The 13,071-nt window shown below is 67.7% G+C and carries 9 protein-coding genes; 3 read left to right on the top strand and 6 right to left on the bottom strand.

The features are described 5' to 3' along the window. Positions 1 to 42 precede the first annotated feature (42 nt). Positions 43 to 1,758 carry a SulP family inorganic anion transporter gene (locus tag OSB52_RS12450; protein WP_266061955.1) on the top strand — a complete coding sequence of 572 codons (1,716 nt, stop codon included), beginning with the start codon at positions 43 to 45 and terminating at the stop codon, positions 1,756 to 1,758. Positions 1,759 to 2,017: 259 nt separating this feature from the next. After that, the gene (locus OSB52_RS12445; RefSeq protein ID WP_266061954.1) at positions 2,018 to 2,305 is read left to right on the top strand and encodes a hypothetical protein; all 288 of its coding nucleotides are present in this window, start codon (positions 2,018 to 2,020) and stop codon (positions 2,303 to 2,305) included. Between the two features lie 26 nt (positions 2,306 to 2,331). On the opposite strand, the gene OSB52_RS12440 is transcribed toward OSB52_RS12445, so the two are convergent. Beyond that, a complete protein-coding gene (locus OSB52_RS12440) occupies positions 2,332 to 5,736 on the bottom strand; it encodes a DEAD/DEAH box helicase (RefSeq protein WP_266061952.1) in 3,405 nt (1,134 codons plus the stop codon). An 82-nt stretch (positions 5,737 to 5,818) separates the two neighbouring features. On the opposite strand from OSB52_RS12440, the gene OSB52_RS12435 reads away from it, so the two are divergent. Next, the gene (locus tag OSB52_RS12435; protein WP_266061951.1) at positions 5,819 to 7,003 is read left to right on the top strand and encodes an alkaline phosphatase family protein; all 1,185 of its coding nucleotides are present in this window, start codon (positions 5,819 to 5,821) and stop codon (positions 7,001 to 7,003) included. A gap of 134 nt (positions 7,004 to 7,137) precedes the next feature. On the opposite strand, the gene OSB52_RS12430 is transcribed toward OSB52_RS12435, so the two are convergent. From OSB52_RS12430 to OSB52_RS12410, 5 genes are read right to left on the bottom strand one after another with little or no spacing between them, the layout of a single operon-like run. After that, entirely contained in the window at positions 7,138 to 8,259 is a 1,122-nt protein-coding gene (locus tag OSB52_RS12430; protein WP_266061999.1) for an MSMEG_0565 family glycosyltransferase, read from the bottom strand. Positions 8,260 to 8,261: 2 nt separating this feature from the next. Continuing rightward, entirely contained in the window at positions 8,262 to 9,092 is an 831-nt protein-coding gene (locus tag OSB52_RS12425; RefSeq protein ID WP_266061950.1) for a carbon-nitrogen hydrolase family protein, read from the bottom strand. A gap of 15 nt (positions 9,093 to 9,107) precedes the next feature. Further along, positions 9,108 to 10,544, bottom strand: a complete 1,437-nt coding sequence (locus OSB52_RS12420; protein ID WP_266061949.1) for an MSMEG_0567/sll0787 family protein — start codon at positions 10,542 to 10,544, stop codon at positions 9,108 to 9,110. A gap of 3 nt (positions 10,545 to 10,547) precedes the next feature. Continuing rightward, on the bottom strand, positions 10,548 to 11,603 hold the full coding sequence (locus tag OSB52_RS12415) for an MSMEG_0568 family radical SAM protein (protein WP_266061947.1): 1,056 nt from the start codon (positions 11,601 to 11,603) through the stop codon (positions 10,548 to 10,550). Then, positions 11,600 to 13,066 (bottom strand): AMP-binding protein, encoded by a 1,467-nt coding sequence (locus OSB52_RS12410; protein WP_266061945.1) that lies wholly within the window; start codon positions 13,064 to 13,066, stop codon positions 11,600 to 11,602. Before OSB52_RS12410 ends, OSB52_RS12415 begins: the two co-directional genes overlap by 4 nt. Between the last annotated feature and the right edge of the window lie 5 nt (positions 13,067 to 13,071).

Below are 13,071 nucleotides of genomic sequence, written 5' to 3'. Positions count from 1 at the left end.
ATGTTGTCCGCCGCAGGTGCGCGGTAGGCGATAATGCCTGCCATGGCGTCCTCGCGACTCGACCGCTACCTACCCGGACTGGCCACCCTCAAGTCGTACGACCGTTCCTGGCTGCGCGGCGATCTCGTCGCCGGCGTGGTGCTCACCGCCCTGCTGATCCCGGCCGGCATGGGGTACGCCGAGGTGGCCGGCCTGCCGCCGGTGACCGGCCTGTACGCCACCATCATCCCGCTCATCGCCTACGCGATCGTCGGTCCATCACGCATCCTGGTGCTGGGCCCGGATTCCTCTCTCGCACCGATCATCGCCGCCGCCATCATCCCGTTGGCCGCCTTCGACGAAGAACGCGTGGCCCTTGCCGGCGTGTTGGCCATCGAGGTCGGCATCGTGCTGGTGATCGGCGGGCTGTTGCGCGTCGGGTTCGTCACCGATCTGCTGTCCAAACCGATCCGGATCGGCTATCTCAACGGCATCGCGTTGGTGGTGTTGTTGAGTCAGCTGCCCAAGCTGCTCGGTTTCTCCATCGAGGGCGACTCGGCGCTGGAAGAAGTGGTCGACTTCGTCACCGGCATCGCTGACGGCGAGGTCGACGGGCTGTCGACCGCGATCGGTGTGTCCTGCCTGGGGGTGATCCTGCTGCTCAAGCTGTGGCGCAGAGCTTTTCCGGGAGTTTTGATGGCCGTCATCGGTGCGATCGTGGTGGTCGCCGTGTTCGGCTGGTCCGACGACATCCCGGTGGTCGGAGCGATGCCACGAGGTCTGCCCACCCCCGCGCTCGGTGGTGTCACCCTCGACGACGTGATCAACCTGATCGGGCCGGCCATCGGCATCGCGCTGATCGCGTTCGCCGACACCAGTGTGCTGTCACGGACCTTCGCGGCGCGCGCGGGCACCACGGTCAACGGCAGTCAGGAGATGGCCGCCATCGGTACCGCCAACATCGCCACCGGCTTCCTGAGCGGCTTCGCCATCTCGGCATCGTCGTCGCGGACACCGGTGGCCGAATCATCTGGTGCACGAACACAGCTGGCGCCGTTGGTCGGCGCGTTGATGATCGTGGTATTCATCTTTGCCGCCCCGAATATCACCGAGTACCTGCCGTCGTCGGCGTTGGCCGCAGTGGTGATCTCGGCTGCGCTGACGCTGGTCGACATCCGCGGGGTGGTGACGCTGTTCCGGATGCACTGGATCGAGGGAGCCTTGTCGGTTGCGGCGTTCCTCGGTGTCGCGCTGATCGGCGTGCTGCAGGGCATTCTGGTGGCCATCGGACTGTCGTTCCTGGCGTTCATCAACCAAGCGTGGCGGCCCTATCGCACCGAACTCGGACGGGTGCCGGGCGTCCGCGGATACCACGACGTGAGCCGCCACCCCAGTGCCGAACGCATCGAGGGTGTACTGATACTGCGGTTCGACGCGCCGCTGTTCTTCGCCAACGGCGGGATCTTCGATGACTACGTGCGCACTGAAGTGATGCGCGCGCACCGCGACCTGCACACCGTCATCATCGCCGCCGAACCCATCACCGAGATCGACGCGACCGCGGTCGACGAAATCGTGGAGCTCGACGACTTCCTGCGCGCACAGGACATCACCCTGGTCTTCGCCGAGATGAAGGACCCCGTACGCGACCAACTCGCCCACTACGACCTCACGTTGCATGGCGAGCCGCGCTTCGACGAGAGTCGATTCGCACCGACCACCGGGGCGAAGGTGGATGAGATCACCGGGCAGTGGCGCGGGGATCTGGGGCCCGCATAGTCGGGAGCTGGCAGTTCGTCGGTGGACATCATTCGTGCGACCGACGTGACGGCGGGCCTCCCACGGTGCCGCGCAGCGGTCCCGTACGGTGCTGCGCGACATGACCGCCCATCCGTACGCCCCGCCACCGACGACGGGACCTGCCGCCGACCTCCGTCGACGACCGCTCCCCACTCGGGCGTGGGCGCGTCGACCGCACGTCGCCTCGTCCCAACCAGTGCGTCGGCCCGGTCGGGCACCGCGACAGTTGCATCAGGGTGTGGCGATCACATGCTGGCTGGCGGCTGCATATCTTCCCGCGCCGCTGGGCGGTGCTCATGTGGTGGTCGACGGTCACGAATTGCTGCAGGGACGGTGGGGGCGCATCGAGCTTCCGCTGCCGGCCGGACATCATCAGGTTCTGATCTATCTGCGGCGCGGACGACGGCGGAGCCGGGTCGCGCAATGTGCGATTCATGTGCCCGCACACCATCTGGTGGAGCTTGAATACCGGTTGGCGGCAGGGTGGTTCGGTGGGGCGGGGTTGGCGCAACCCCCCGATACCTGAGGAGGACCGGAGCCTGCGGAGGTCCGTCACGAAGGGTCGCCCACAGATGCGTCGTCGCCGACGAGGGCACGGACGTCGGCGGCGCTGATGACGGTGCCGAATAGGTCGCCCTCGTCGACGACGGCGTCGAACAGCGCGCGCTTGCGGTCCTGCAACTCCACCACTTTCTCCTCGATGGTGCCCTTGGACACCAGGCGGTAGACGGTGACCGGTCGGGTCTGCCCGATGCGGTGGGCGCGGTCGACGGCCTGGGCCTCGGCGGCCGGGTTCCACCACGGATCGCACACGAAGCAGTAGTCGGCTTCGGTGAGGTTGAGGCCGAAACCGCCGGCCTTGAGGCTGATCAGGAACACCTTCGCGGTGCCGTCGGTGAAGGCGTCGATCTGGGCCGTGCGCTGGGCCGCCGACATCGAGCCGTCGAGGTAGCTGTAGGCGATGCCGAGGTCGTCGAGCCGCTCACGGATCAGCCCGAGGAAGCCGGTGAACTGGCTGAACACCAGCGCCGCATGGCCTTCGGCGATCAACTCGGGCAGTTTTTCGGCGAGGTAGTCGATCTTCGCCGACGCCACGTCGCGATGCTTGTCCTCCACCAGCCCGGCGTGCAGGCTCAGCTGTCGCAGCATGGTCAGCGACCGGAAGATCGCGAACCGGTTCTCCTCCCAATCCCCGAGCAGACCGAGCACCCGTTGCCGCTCCCGGTTGAGGCGAGTCTGATAGATCTTGTCGTGTTTGGCGGCCAACCCCACGGCGAGCACCTGCTCCTGTTTCGCCGGTAGGTCGCCGACCACCTGATCCTTGGTGCGGCGCAACATGACCGGCCGGATACGCTGCCGCAGTTGCTCGAGCCGGCCCGGGTTCTGTCCGGACTCGATGGGTTTGCGGAAATAGTCGCCGAACACCTTCGGCGACGGGAACAACCCGGGCGCGGTCAGCGACAGCAACGACCACAGCTCCATCAGGTTGTTCTCCATCGGGGTGCCGGTGATGGCCAGCTTCATCTCGGCCCCAAGCCGACGTGCACATTGATGGGTTTTGCTGTTGTGGTTCTTGACGAACTGCGCCTCGTCGAAGATGACGCCCGTCCATTGGAATTGGCTGATCTGCTGGAACTGCAAGCGCAGCAGTGTGTACGAGGTGACCACGATGTGTGCGCCGTCGACCTGTTCGGCAAAGCTCACTCCGCTCTTGGCTTCGGTGGCGGTGACCGCGACAGCCCGCAGATCGGGCACGAAACGCTGTGCCTCGCTGACCCAGTTCCCCACCACACTTGTCGGCGCGATCACCAGGAAGCTGCCGGTGGGGACCTCGGCGGAGGCCTCGGCGATCAGCGCGAGCGCCTGCACCGTCTTGCCCAGTCCCATGTCGTCGGCGAGGATGCCACCGAGCCGGTTGTGCCAGAGGAAGCGGAGCCAGTCGAGGCCGTCGGCCTGGTAGTCGCGCAGCTCGGCGTTCAGACCGGCAGGTGGCCCACCTGGACCGGGCAGGGTGGCGGTGGCCAGTTTACGCACGCGCTCATGCCATTCGGCGAGCTGATCATCGACCACACCGAGGCTGAGCAGTTCGTCCCAGAGGCTGGCGTGATAGGTGTCGCGGCGCACGTGCCCGTTGTCGACCTCGCCGAGTTCGTGGGCCTCGTCCATCAGTTCGGCGAGCCGCCGCAGGCCTGGGTCGTCGAGCGGAAAGTAGGTGCCATCCGCCAACAGCAGGTGGGTGGCGCGCGCGGCGATGGCCCGGATCACCACACCCAGCGGGACGTCGTGCCCGTCGACGGTGACGGTGATCGCGAGATTCAGCCAGTCGTTGCCGGCGGTGGTCTCCTCCTCGGAGATCGCGATCTCCGGTTCGTTCTCGGCGGGCCGGAAATCGGTGGCGTTGCCGGTGATCTCGACGGCGATGTTGTCGCCCAGCTCTGGGATGAGCTCACCGATCAGGACGGCCGTGTCGAGCATCGAGTAGGTGAAGGTTCGCCGAAGCAGCCGGGTGCTGGCCTTCTGGACAGCGGTCTCGGTGTCCTCGGCCACCACGGCGTCGAGATCGGCGTCGACGCCCGCGGCACCACGCAGATCGCTGTGTACCCATCGCGTGGCCTGCGGCAACCACCGTGAGCAGCGCATCGCAACGAGCTCCAGCGCAGCGCGCGCATCCTTCCAGGCCTGCGCTTCGGCATCGACATCACGCAAGGTGCTGGCCGCCGGCGACTCCCGCTCCTCGAAGTCGCGCGGCCGCCCGTTGATCGTGTAGCGGATGCTCCAATGCACGAGCGCCGACTCGTCGCCGACCTGAACCGTCAACAGGGGTGTGGGACCGTCGATGACCGGGGCGGCGATGGCGTCGTCGACGATGTCGACCGGTACATGCGCCGACAGTTCGGGTAGCAGCTCGGCTGCGAACTCGTCGATGTCGTCGTAGGGAATGGTGATACCACCGGAAGCAACCAGACTGTCCAGGGCGCCACGGTGGGTGGGGCATTCGAACGGTCCCATCAGCAACACACCGTCAGCGACGGTGAACGCACTGTGCGGCATCGGAGAACCGATGAGCCCCACCGGCGACTGGTCCCACTGCTCGTGGTCGACCTGCAGATACGGGGAGACCAACGCACCGTCGTCGACGGCGGTGATGCGTAACGCGATGCGCGCACCCGCGAATACCTCGACCCGGTCGGCGCCCGTTGACCGATCCGCGACCAGTGCCACCCCGGCGGCCTGTGCCTCGGCGAGCATCGTCCAGATGTCGGCGGGCGCCCACGTCAGCGACAATGTGTCGACGTTCATCCCGCCCTCGGCGACGGCACGCGCGATCGCGACGACGGCCCGATGCTGGGCGGGGTCATAGCCGGCCGGCGACCTCGCGCTGAATGCGCCCGATGCGGCGCCCGACACCGTGCGCCAGTTGATGCCGGTCCGAACCCACTTGCCGCTGGTGCCGCGCCGAACCAGCCGCAGAGTGGGCGCCGGATTGGGCGCATACCGATGGGTGGGCGGCAGTTCCACGAGGATGCCTAGCGGGTCGGGTTCGGTCTGCTCCGGCTCGACCGGGACAAGTGCGCTCAGCGTGGTCCGCCACTGCGCCGGCAGGTGCGCAACCGACGCAGGCGCCACTGGCGTAGGTGGGTGTGCGGTCCGTCGCTCTTCGTCGAAGGCCGTCAACAGCAACGCGACCGCGTGCTTGCAGAAGAACCCGACCGGGCAGCTGCACTCGGTCGTGTCGAGTCGGCGGGTGCGCTCGTGGGAGGTGAACTCGATGGTGGTGTGATAGCTGTGGCCGCCCGATCCTTGACACAACCCGGACAGCACCAGCTCGTCGTCGGACCAGCTCATACCGGCGATGCGCCCCTGGTCGGCATAGGCGGAGCCGCGATCGACAGTGCGCTCGTCGAAGGCAGTGAGGTGGTGAGCCCCGTTGGTGCCGATGGGTTGATAGCCGGACATGGCCCCCAGCGTAGGACTCGACGACGACGAAATTCGTGATGAGCGTGCGTTGTGCACAGGATCTGTGGTTACCGTGTCGTCTGTGAATGAAGTGATCGACGAGCTCCACCCGTGGCGCTGGAGCAGCTATGCCACGCTGGCCGACGTCCTGCCCGCGATTGACGACTCGCTGAACGGTCAGCTGTCGGCGGCGGTACCGGTGCCGGGGAGCAAGGATGTGGTGCTGCTGCTGATCGACGGCCTCGGTGACAGTCTGCTCACCGCGCACGCCGATGTGGCGCCGACCCTCACGTCGCTGCGCTCGACCACCATCCGCGCCGGCTTCCCGGCCACCACCGCGTCCAGCATCACCAGCCTCATGTCCGGGGCTTCGTGCGGCAGTCACGGCGTGATCGGTTACTCGTTTCGCACCGACCGTGCGGCCACCCGGGCACCGAACCGGCAGCTGCTCAACGCCTTACGCTGGACCCTGGACCGCTCCGACGGCCGCTCGGCGTTGGGAACCTATCTACCCGAACAGATCCAACCCATCGAGGGATTGTTGCCGGAGATGGCGGCGCGTGGCGTCGAGGTCACCTATGTGATGCCGGGGCTCTACCGCGGATCCGGTTTCAGTCGGGCAGCGTTTCGAGTGGAGGGCACCTATCGGCCGGCGCAGAACCCGGCCGAGATCCTCGCCGGGGTGGGTGAGGCGCTCGCGCCGCAGAGTCCACGGCACCAGTTCGTGTACGCGTACTGGCCCGACCTCGACGCCGCCGGCCACCTCTTCGGACCCGGATCTCCGCAGTGGGTCAAGGCGTTGGCTGTGGCCGACCGCATGGTGGCCGACCTGGCCGCCGCGCTCGGTCGCGACGCCACGCTGGTCGTCACCGGTGATCACGGGATGATTCAGGCGAACAACAGATTCGACATCGACACCACCGACGAGATGTTGAAGGGCGTGGAGGCCGTCGCGGGCGAGATGCGGGTGCGTCAGGTGTACACCCGGCCGGGCGCCCGCGACGATGTGCAGTCGTTCTGGACCGACGCGCTGGGCGACGATGCGCATGTGGTGGCGCGTGAGCAGGTGCTTGACGAGGAGTGGTTCGGGGTGGAGGTGACCGACGCCGTGGCCGAACGGATCGGTGACCTGGTGGCGGTGGCGCGCGGTACGACGATCCTCACCCGCAGCCTGACCGATCCCGAGATCGAGGTGAACATGGTCGGCCACCACGGGGCGTGGACCGCTGCCGAGCAGCTGGTGCCGGTGTTGTTGGCGCAGGGGTGATCTCGGCGTTGGGTGACGTGGTCTCTCGGAGATAGGTCACGTGGTCTCGATACGTCTCTCGCCTAGCGGCTCGAGACTACTCGACCACCGACGGAAGTGACTCACCCATTCGGTGGTCGAGTAGGGACGAGCCGCTAGGCGAGGACTGTATCGAGACCACGGCCACCGACAGGGTAGGGATGCGCCGCATAGAACTCGAGGTGCGCTTGGGCGGCGTTGTCCCAGGTGAGCGACCTGGCCAGCGCTTCACCGGCTGCGCGCCGGCCGGGATGGGAGGTGCGCGCCGCGTGTAGCTGCGTGGCCAGCGCGTCGAGGTCGGCGGCATAGGTGACGGTGTCGCCGAACACCTCGCGCAGGATGGGGAGTTCGCGGGCGACCACCGGACGACCTGCGGCCAGCGCCTCCATGGCCGCGAGACCGAAACCTTCCTTCGTCGACGGGAATGCGAAGACCTCGCACCCGGCGACCAGGGCGGGCAGGGCGTCGTCGGCCACCGGGCCCAGCACGACCGGCTCCACCCCGAGTTCGGCTTGCCGACGCTCGAACTCGGCCCGATAGTCACGGTAGTCGAACAGCGTTTCACCACCCGCGAAAACCAAAGCTAGATCGGGATTCTGCTGCCGCAGCGCGGCGTAGGCCTCCAGAAGATCGATGCTGCCCTTGCGCGGTTCGATACCGCCGACCGCGAGCACATACGGCCCGAGCCGCTCGCGCCATCGTCGACGATCCTCCGTAGCGGCGGGAGCAGCCGCATCGTGGAACCGCTGGTAGTCAACGCCATTCGGTATCACCGTCGGCGATAATCCCCAACCGCCGTGCACCTCGTGGGCGACCGCCCGGGACACACAGATGTGTGCGTACGGGTTGACGACGGCCTTCTCGTGGCATTCCACCAGGATCGGGGTGGTGAACTGGTCGAGATGATGAATGGTGCGGATGCATGTTCCGACAGCGTTGGCGCTGATGCAATCTTGCGCGTGCACGATGTCGTAGGCACTCGGGTCGAACGCGTGACGCAGGGTCTCGATGGAGCGCACGATCCGCTCGGTGATGGTCTCGTCGGCAACGTCGGCGAACGGGATGAGCCGCTGCGTCACCGTCGGGTCGATCTGGCGGAAAAAGCCGTCGTCGCCGCCGCGGGCGAGACTCCACACCGTGACCTCGGCGCCGTGGTGCGCCAGCGCCTCGGCGAGGTTGAGCGTATGAACGACGCCTCCGCGCGGCTTGGTGGAGTACGTGAGCAGGGCGATACGCATGGTCATCGGCGTCCGTAGGCTTCGCTCTTGAGTTCCGCGAGGTGGTTGAGAACCTTGCGGGCGCGAGTGATCTCGGCGGTCACATCCACGTCCACCTTGGCCAGGCCGCCCTTGGATCGGGTATTGGCCAGGACATCGCCGCCCGGCCCGACGACCTTGGCCTGCCCCAGGAATCGCAGGGAGCCGGTGACACCGGTCAGGTTCGACGACGCGACGAACACCTGGTTCTCGGCGGCGCGCGCACAGTCGTACAGGTCGAACAACCGCGACTGACGGTCGGCGGGCAGTCGTGCCGCCCGGTCGGTGACACTGGCCGGCCAGGCGTTGAGGGCGGCGATGATCCGCGCACCATCCAGGGCGAGCGTGCGGGCCGATTCCGGGAAGGTCTTGTCGTAGTCGATCAGCATGCCCATTCGACCCACCGGGGTATCGAAGGCGCAGAACGACTCTCCGGCAGCGTAGGCGAGCGACTCTCCCGCCGGCTGATGCACCTTGCGATGCCTGCCGAGAACGCCGTCGCCGGACAGGCACACGGCACTGTTGTAGCGCTTGCCTTCTGCCGCTTCGGTATACCCGATGCAGACTGTCATCGCACCGGCGGCTGCGGCGATGGCCGCGAGTTCGGGACCGTCGGGATCCAGTGTCGGCGGCAACTCGGTGGTGTCGGGCCGACGCAGGTCGCCGATGTAGCCGCCGATCGAGGCGTCCGGGAAGACGAGCAGATCGACCCCATCTCGCCTGGCGGCTTCGATGATGCCCACCGCTTTGGACACGCCGCGGTCGACATCGCGTCCGAAATGCGCCGCGAGGGCGCCCAGCGTGACCGTGGTCATGTCATCGGACTCTACTCACGCGGCGCCCAATCCGGTGACCGTGGATGCGACGGCGACCGTCACCTCACCGTCGGGCCAGCGTAGTCGCACACCCGGGTCACCGGTCAGCCGTCCGCACGATGCGCCGACGGTGGGCCCGGCAACGGTGTCGTGCGCATGCCGATCTGCCACCAGCATCGCGTAACCGGGGAAGCAGGTGAGCCAGTTACCCATACTCGCGTCGGTCGGCCGCGGGATCGCGGCGACATCGAGTTCGGCGCCCGTCCCGGACGCCTCGGCCAGCATGCCGAGAGTCCCGGCGATACCGGCCATGCTGACGTCCTTGGCCGCGGCCGGCTGCAGTCGTCGGATCAGTCCGGCCATGTCGGCGAGTTCGTCGGCGGATCGTGCGCTGCTGGAGTCCCATTGCCGTCCGTGGTAGCCGGGTCGCCAGCCGCCGCCGAGGTCGGCGATCAGCGAGACCGTGTCGCCGACCCGGCCGCCGCCGGCCGGGACCGGTCTCGCGGTGCGACCCAGCGCCGTGACCGACAGCGACGCGTGCACACCCACCTGGGTGTGTCCACCGAGCACGGGCGCCCGCCACGCCTGCGCGGCCGAGGCGACACCTCGCATGATGCGGGTCAGATGTGATCGGGTCGGCGCGGCAACGGCATCGAGCAAGCCCAGGGGTGCGGCACCCATCGCGGTGAGGTCGTTGAGGTTGACCAGCACCGAACACCAGCCCGCCCATTCCGGGTCGCGGTCGACCATGGCCGGCAGGATGGCGTCGCAGGCAGCGATCACGTCGGACTCGGGTACCGGCACACCGTCGTCGCCGCGGAAGCCACTGGGACCCAATCCTCCCGGCTGCCGACCGAGTGGAGCGAGAACGTCGGCGAGCATGGCTTTGGTGGAGTCGGCGGTCTCCTGAATGTGCCCGATGGGCCACCGCATCTCGCGGTGGGCACGTCCGGCTAGTGTCGGGCCCGCAGCGCGGTCCGCCCAGCCGAGGGTGCGGAACATCCCCGCGTAGCGGTCCTGCACGGTCGCGTCGAACCGCACCACCCCAACGGACTCCACGTAGGCGCATGCGGCGCGAACCAGCGCCGCGCCGATACCGGCGGCGTGCGCCGGGTCGGCGACAACGAGTCGGCTGCCCGACCACCAGCCGATGTCGGTGGCGGTACACGGCGCCACCCGCACGCCCCCGATCAGCGTGCCGTCGCCGGTCACGGCGGCGAGCACCACAGCACGTGGATCGTCGTCGGTGTCATCACGATCGGTGCGGTCGAAAAGACCCTGTCGCTCGACGAATTCGCGGTGGCGCAGCGCGTGATACGAGGACAACTCGTCGGGTGTGTCGACCACTTGGATCAGGTACGGCGGCATGGGGCGGACTCGGGTGCCGGCCAAGATCGACAGGTCGCCGGATGGCCGCAGAGCCGGGATCATCGTGTGGGTGCCGTCCAGCATCGGTCAGCCTCCCACGTTCTGCAGGACGCTGCAGGCCCCGCAGGCGGCACAGCCGGCACGTTGCTCCGAGCCGGTCATGCCGATCCACTGTAGGTGCGCGGCGACCTCGCGACTGATCTTCTCGACGATGGCCGGGTCGGGCCCGGCAGCATGGTCCACGTCGACCGCGAGGGTGCCTGCGTGCGGCCGGAACGGCACGATGAACGGGTAGACGCCGGTGTCGGCGAGTTCTTTGGCGCCGGCGATCATCTCGTCGGGGTTCTCGCCCAGACCGACGAGCAGGTACGTGGACACCTGGTTGCGGCCGAACACCCGCACCGCCTCAGCCCAAGCGGCGCGGTAATCGTCCAGGGACACCGTCGCCTTGCCGGGCATCCAGCGTCGGCGTACGTCGTCGTCGAGGGATTCGACGTGGATGCCGATCGCGTCGGCGCCGGCGTCCCGGAGGTCGGTGATGGTGACGAGGTCGGCGGGCGGTTCACACTGCACCTGGATGGGGAGATCCGGCACGGCCGCCTTCACCGCCCGCACGCAGCGCGCGAGATGCTTGGCGCCGCGGTCCTTACCGTTCGACGTCCCGGTGGTCATCACCATCTGGGTGATCCCGTCGAGTTCGACAGCGGCGCGGGCGACGTCGGCGAGCTGCTCGGGTTTCTTCACTGCCACTGTCGCCCCGGACCGCAGCGATTCCTCGATGGAGCAGAAGCGGCAGCGCTGGTCTTCTGCGTAGCGGATGCAGGTCTGTACCACGGTGGTGGCCAGCACGTCGGCGCCGTGCAGTTTGGCGATCTGCTCATACGGCACCCCGTCGTCGGTGGTGAGATCGTAGAAGCGGGGCCGCCCGATCGTCGCCACCTCGACACCCGCGTCGACACCGTCGAACAGAACGCGGTCGCCGTCGAAGATGAATGGACTATTCGGGTTTCGTGGTATCGCGGCGTTGAGGCCATCGATCAGCAAGTGACCGTCGTCGGACGGTCCGGCGCCGCCGGTGCGATTGACCGGCGGGGTGCCGCGGATACCGAGCAGGGCGAGGTCGACTCGGGTGGACACGGTCATGCGGGTACTCCGTTCACGTGCAGGGTCGCCAGTTCCGGGCTGCAGCCTGTCAGCGACCGCCGGCGGATCTTGCCCGCGTCGTTGCGGAGTGGTCGATGGGCCAGACAGATGCGGTCGGGTCGGTGGGATCGTGGTAGGTGCGCTGCGGCGAAAGCCGCCAAAGCGTCGGTGGTGAGAGCATTGTCGGCGACGTCGGCCACGACGGTCAGCCGCGCGCCCGCCGCGTCGTCGCCGACCGCCACCGCACCGCGCACCATCGGGTGTCGCTCGAAGACCTGCTCGATGTCGGCGGGATAGAGGGTTGTGCCGTCGCGATGCACGACGTCCGCGGCCCGGTCGATCACGTACAAATATCCGTCGGTGTCGAGATACCCGATGTCGCCGAGTGTGTCCCAGCCGTCGGTCGTGCGCCGCGACCCGACACCGAGGTAGCGGTAAGCAGTGCCGAGCCCGCGGCGCATCCATATCTCGCCGGTCTCCCCCGGTGCGGCGAGTGTGCCGTCGGCACGTGTGATGCGGGTATGGGTGCCGCCGATCGGTTTTCCTACGCTGCCCGGATGGGCTAGCCACTCGGCTCCGCCGACCATCGTCAGCCCGTTGGACTCCGTACCCGCATAGACCTCGACGACGCGGTCGGCTCCGAGCCAGTCGATCAGGGCCAGCTTGTCCGGTACCGGGCAGCGTCCACCGAGGTGCAGGATCGATTCCAGCGAGCTGAGATCGTGGCGGTCGCGTACGTCACGGGCCAGCCGCAGCAGACGGCGGATCGACGGTGGCGACACCACCGCCCAGCTGATCTGATGTCGGTCGACCGCAGCGAGGAAGCTCCGTTCGTCGAACTCGGGCTCGATGACGAGGCGATGTCCCGCCGTCAGTCCGCGGAAGGCATACGTGAAGGCTGTCGCATGCCACAGCGGTGACGACACGAGTTGTATCGCGCGGTGCGGGACGAACGGCGCAATCGGCGCCTCGGGATCCACGAGAGCGGGTGCGGTACTGGCGATCACCTTCGGTCGTCCGGTGCTCCCCGACGACGTCGGGGCCTTCCAGCAGTGAGCCCACCGATCCGCCAGTTGTGCGTCGGAGAACCCGGCGGCCTGTGCCTCGTCCACCCACGCGATGTCGGCACGAAACGGCGGCGAGCCGAACGCCGCAGCCGGTCGCGCCACCTCCTCCAACGCCGCACGATCCTCGTCGGACAGTCCTGGCGGCAAGGGCATCGGGGTGGCGCCCACCCGCCAGACGGCCATGCAGGCCACCACGAATCCGACGTCGTTCGGTAGCGACACGGCGACGAGGTCGTCGCGCCGGACACCGCGATCGATCAGCAGACGGGCCAGTCGGGTGGCGCGGGTGTTGATCTCCCCGGCGGTCACATCACCGTTTCGATCGGTCACCAGGACGTCCGCCGGCCCGACGCGTGCGCGGTGCGCGAGCACAGCGGAAATCGGTTGTCGTGCCATCGTTC

The organism is Gordonia aquimaris (genome assembly GCF_026262595.1).
In the GTDB taxonomy this organism is placed as follows: domain Bacteria; phylum Actinomycetota; class Actinomycetes; order Mycobacteriales; family Mycobacteriaceae; genus Gordonia; species Gordonia tangerina.
The sequence above is the reverse complement of the archived record's forward strand: the minus strand, read 5'-3'. Positions and strand labels throughout refer to the sequence as shown.

What these genes read in the sequence shown, in the direction of transcription:
- OSB52_RS12420 (WP_266061949.1), bottom strand. Translation starts at nt 10,544, where the DNA reads ATGCTGGACGGCACCCACACGATGATCCCGGCTCTGCGGCCATCCGGC.
- OSB52_RS12425 (WP_266061950.1), bottom strand. Translation starts at nt 9,092, where the DNA reads ATGACCACGGTCACGCTGGGCGCCCTCGCGGCGCATTTCGGACGCGAT.
- OSB52_RS12410 (WP_266061945.1), bottom strand. Translation starts at nt 13,066, where the DNA reads ATGGCACGACAACCGATTTCCGCTGTGCTCGCGCACCGCGCACGCGTC.
- OSB52_RS12440 (WP_266061952.1), bottom strand. Translation starts at nt 5,736, where the DNA reads ATGTCCGGCTATCAACCCATCGGCACCAACGGGGCTCACCACCTCACT.
- OSB52_RS12450 (WP_266061955.1), top strand. Translation starts at nt 43, where the DNA reads ATGGCGTCCTCGCGACTCGACCGCTACCTACCCGGACTGGCCACCCTC.
- OSB52_RS12430 (WP_266061999.1), bottom strand. Translation starts at nt 8,259, where the DNA reads ATGCGTATCGCCCTGCTCACGTACTCCACCAAGCCGCGCGGAGGCGTC.
- OSB52_RS12415 (WP_266061947.1), bottom strand. Translation starts at nt 11,603, where the DNA reads ATGACCGTGTCCACCCGAGTCGACCTCGCCCTGCTCGGTATCCGCGGC.